Annotated in this window: 4 protein-coding genes; 3 read left to right on the top strand and 1 reads right to left on the bottom strand. The window is 37.2% G+C overall.

The features are described 5' to 3' along the window. The 3 genes from MTX11_RS16300 to MTX11_RS16290 all read left to right on the top strand — a co-directional run. On the top strand, positions 1-579 hold a 579-nt coding region (locus MTX11_RS16300; RefSeq protein WP_243475596.1), incomplete at its 5' end, for a hypothetical protein. 544 nt (positions 580-1,123) lie between these two features. Next, positions 1,124-2,053 carry a replication initiation protein RepM gene (repM, locus tag MTX11_RS16295; protein WP_000131200.1) on the top strand — a complete coding sequence of 310 codons (930 nt, stop codon included), beginning with the start codon at positions 1,124-1,126 and terminating at the stop codon, positions 2,051-2,053. A 78-nt stretch (positions 2,054-2,131) separates the two neighbouring features. Continuing rightward, positions 2,132-2,656, top strand: coding sequence for a plasmid replication DNA-binding protein (locus MTX11_RS16290; RefSeq protein WP_071212541.1), 525 nt, complete (start codon positions 2,132-2,134; stop codon positions 2,654-2,656). Positions 2,657-2,938: 282 nt separating this feature from the next. Here the strand turns inward: MTX11_RS16290 and MTX11_RS16285 are convergent. After that, positions 2,939-3,148, bottom strand: a 210-nt coding sequence (locus MTX11_RS16285; RefSeq protein WP_243475595.1) for an STAS domain-containing protein, incomplete at its 5' end; no start/stop codon positions are given.

Here is a 3,148-nt window from a genome sequence, read left to right as displayed (position 1 = left end):
GAAAAACAGAGGGAAACCCTTGGCAAAGTGCTAAAACGCGAAATCAGCGCAAAAGACGCGAATCTAGACCTGGATTTTATGCAGCGCAATCTCAAACAAGCCGAAATAAACCTGACCAAGCACCACAAACATCAAAACGAGTTCAATCAGCACCTTGCCCAGGAGATCGTGAAAAGTGGACTCAAGCAAAGTCATGACAAATTGCAAAGCCTGGTCGATCAACACAACGAATTAACCCAGAACAAACCCTTACTGTTTGGAAAAAAAGCCTGGGAAGCCCAACGTGATGAGATCTACCAGGAACACAAAAAGATGAAAGGTCAGCATGAACACCAGAAAAAACATGGTGTGAAGGATTTATTGGAGAATGAAAAGTTCAAAGAACATGCCTGGAAGCAGTACCAACAACAACATCCGGCCAAAGCCAAGCAATACCAGACTCTATACCTATCCTATCAAGTCATTAAAAAATGTGTGGATGAGATCAAAGCAGAACAACAGATGAAACTCAGACAAGAACAACAGCTCAAAGCACAGCAACAAGCTCCTAAAATGAAATCTCGTGGCATGAGTCGCTAAACAGAGCGAGTGTCTACGAGCGAACTGAGAAAATTTGCCCATCCCTTTCCCTGATTACAAGCTCCCTATCCATCAATCACCTGCATAGCAGAGCATCCCGAATGGGTGCGAACTTTCCAAGCTTGATTCCTAAACCGAGCGTAGCGAGAAAAAAAGCTTATGAGCGAAGCGAATTCCGAGTTGCTTTTGCTTTTTCTAAAAGTCACGAAAACATTAACCAAAAATTGCCCCCACGAATCGAGCGAAAGCGAGATTCAATAGAGTTTGAGCGAAGCGAAAACCAAGGGCAATTTTTCATGAAATATGCTTTTAATTATTTTTAAAGTTTTTAAATGTTTTTAAATGTTTTTAACTCGACTGAATCCTTTTATTTATACGGCTTTCAAGCTTTATATAGCAACGTTTCCTCGGTTATATAGCAACGTTTCCTCGGTTATATAGCAACGTTTCCTCGGTTATATAGCAACGTTTCCTCGGTATTTGACAACAAATATTTATTATGTTGTTATAGCAACACAATAAAATTGTTGCTAAATAGAATGACATGACAGACTTAGTCGTAAAATCTAATAAACTTGTACAAGCTTTACAGACACTTACTTTAAGCGAAACCCGTTTACTTCAGCTCGCAATTGTAGACGCTCGTGAGACTGGACAAGGATTATCAACAGATGAACCTTTAGAATTAAATGCTCTTAGATATGCTAAAGCATTTAACGTTTCTCCAGATGCAGCTTATTTAGCATTAATTGAAGCAGAAGATTCTCTTTTTAAAAGACAATTTACGATTACCAATGAAGATGGAACTTTAACAAAAAGTCGCTGGATTCAAGATGCTAATTATCGGAAAGGTGAAGGAAGAATTTTAGTTACCTTAACTCGTGTGGTAATTGAACATGTCACTAAAATAGATGGGTTTGAACAGTATTTTACTAGTTATCATTTGAAAAAAACTGCTGACTTCAAAAGCGTTTATGCAGTACGTCTTTATGAGCTCTTAATGCAATGGAAGTCTGTAGGGAAAACGCCTGTTTATGAATTAAATAAATTTCGTAGCCAACTTGGTATAGGTGTTAACGAATACACTCGAATGGAAGCATTTAAGAGACGTGTTTTAGATATTGCAGTAGATCAAATCAATGAATTTTCAGATATAACTGTTAAATACGAACAGCATAAAAAAGGTCGTTCAATCTCAGGATTTTCTTTTAGCTTTAAGCCAAAGAAAGCAACTATTCGATCTATAGAAACTAATAGAGACCCTAATACAACTGATCTTTTCTCGAGAATGACAGATAAGCAACGCCACTTATTCGCTACTAAACTTTCCGAACTACCAGAAATGGGTAAGTATTCTCAGGGTACAGAAAGCTATCCACAATTCGCTATACGTATTGCTGAAATGCTTCAAGATAGTGAAAAATTCCAAGAATTATTCCCTTATCTTCAAAAAGTTGGCTATCAAGCTGCCTAAAATTTATACTTGATCATTTGTCTATTAGGCAGTCTAATAGACAACAACTTTTGACAGAGTTAGGCATAGATTTACAGCATGAAAAGCCTTACAGTTCTTGAGCTTTCTAAGCTTTACAATATCAATAGACAAACGATTTACAACAACATAAAGAAAGGAATTTTAAGTAAAAATTCTGATAATAAAATTGATCTGGCTGAAGCTATTCGTGTTTTTGGCGAACCTTCAAAAAAACTAGATGTAAAAGAGTCTGTAAAAATAGACAGTCCAAATTCGGCAGAAGTTTTACTACTTAGGCAACAGATAGACATGCTGAAAAATCAGCTTGATGATGCAAAAGAGCGTGAATCCTTTTATCAAAATCAAATTGAGACGATGCAACGTCTACTGGAAGCACCCAAACCAAAGATTCAAGACCCTAGTGAACTCGAACTCCCTCAATCAGCTCCCATTGTAGAAATGAAGGAAGAGGTAATAGTCGTTCCAGCTAAAGATGACGGATTGACTACTCCAGAGAACAAACGTATCCCTGTCCCAGAACACGTTGAGCCTGAACCTAAAAAGAGAGGCTTCCTGAGCCGTTTTTTCCTTCCTTATGGTTAGCCAGGACTCCAATTTTTTGATGAGCCAATTTCAGTGCAAGCACATGAAATAATGACTCCTCAAAAAACCGGATGATGTTTATTAAAACTGAATAAAGTCGTGAAACATTGCTTAAATAATAGGCGTGGAACGTGAAAAATCACAAAAAAATCCCGAACAGGGATGTTCGGGCTATCAACTAGAAACTACAGCGTTGAATTTTCAAGAGAATTATAACGCATTTCGTATAAGGTGTATTATGTTAATTTTAGAGATTCTACATAAATGTAGAGTCTCCTTCACTTAGATTCTGGCATGTGTTCCATACTTATCAATCATGATAGAGCTAGCTTCATTTAAGCCACGCACAGTGACATTCACACCATTCTTTTGAAATTTATTTACAACAGAATCAAGCATGGCGACTGATGTTACGTCCCAAATGTGAGAATGGGTCAAATCAATAATCACATCCTTTACATCCTCTTTAAAGTCAAAACCTTGCATGAATTT

The organism is Acinetobacter lwoffii (assembly GCF_022809915.1).
GTDB classification, from domain to species: Bacteria; Pseudomonadota; Gammaproteobacteria; order Pseudomonadales; family Moraxellaceae; genus Acinetobacter; species Acinetobacter lwoffii_M.
Note: the sequence above shows the minus strand (reverse complement) of the source record. Positions and strands in the feature narration are given on the sequence as shown.

What these genes read in the sequence shown, in the direction of transcription:
- MTX11_RS16290 (WP_071212541.1), top strand. Translation starts at nt 2,132, where the DNA reads ATGAAAAGCCTTACAGTTCTTGAGCTTTCTAAGCTTTACAATATCAAT.
- repM (WP_000131200.1), top strand. Translation starts at nt 1,124, where the DNA reads ATGACAGACTTAGTCGTAAAATCTAATAAACTTGTACAAGCTTTACAG.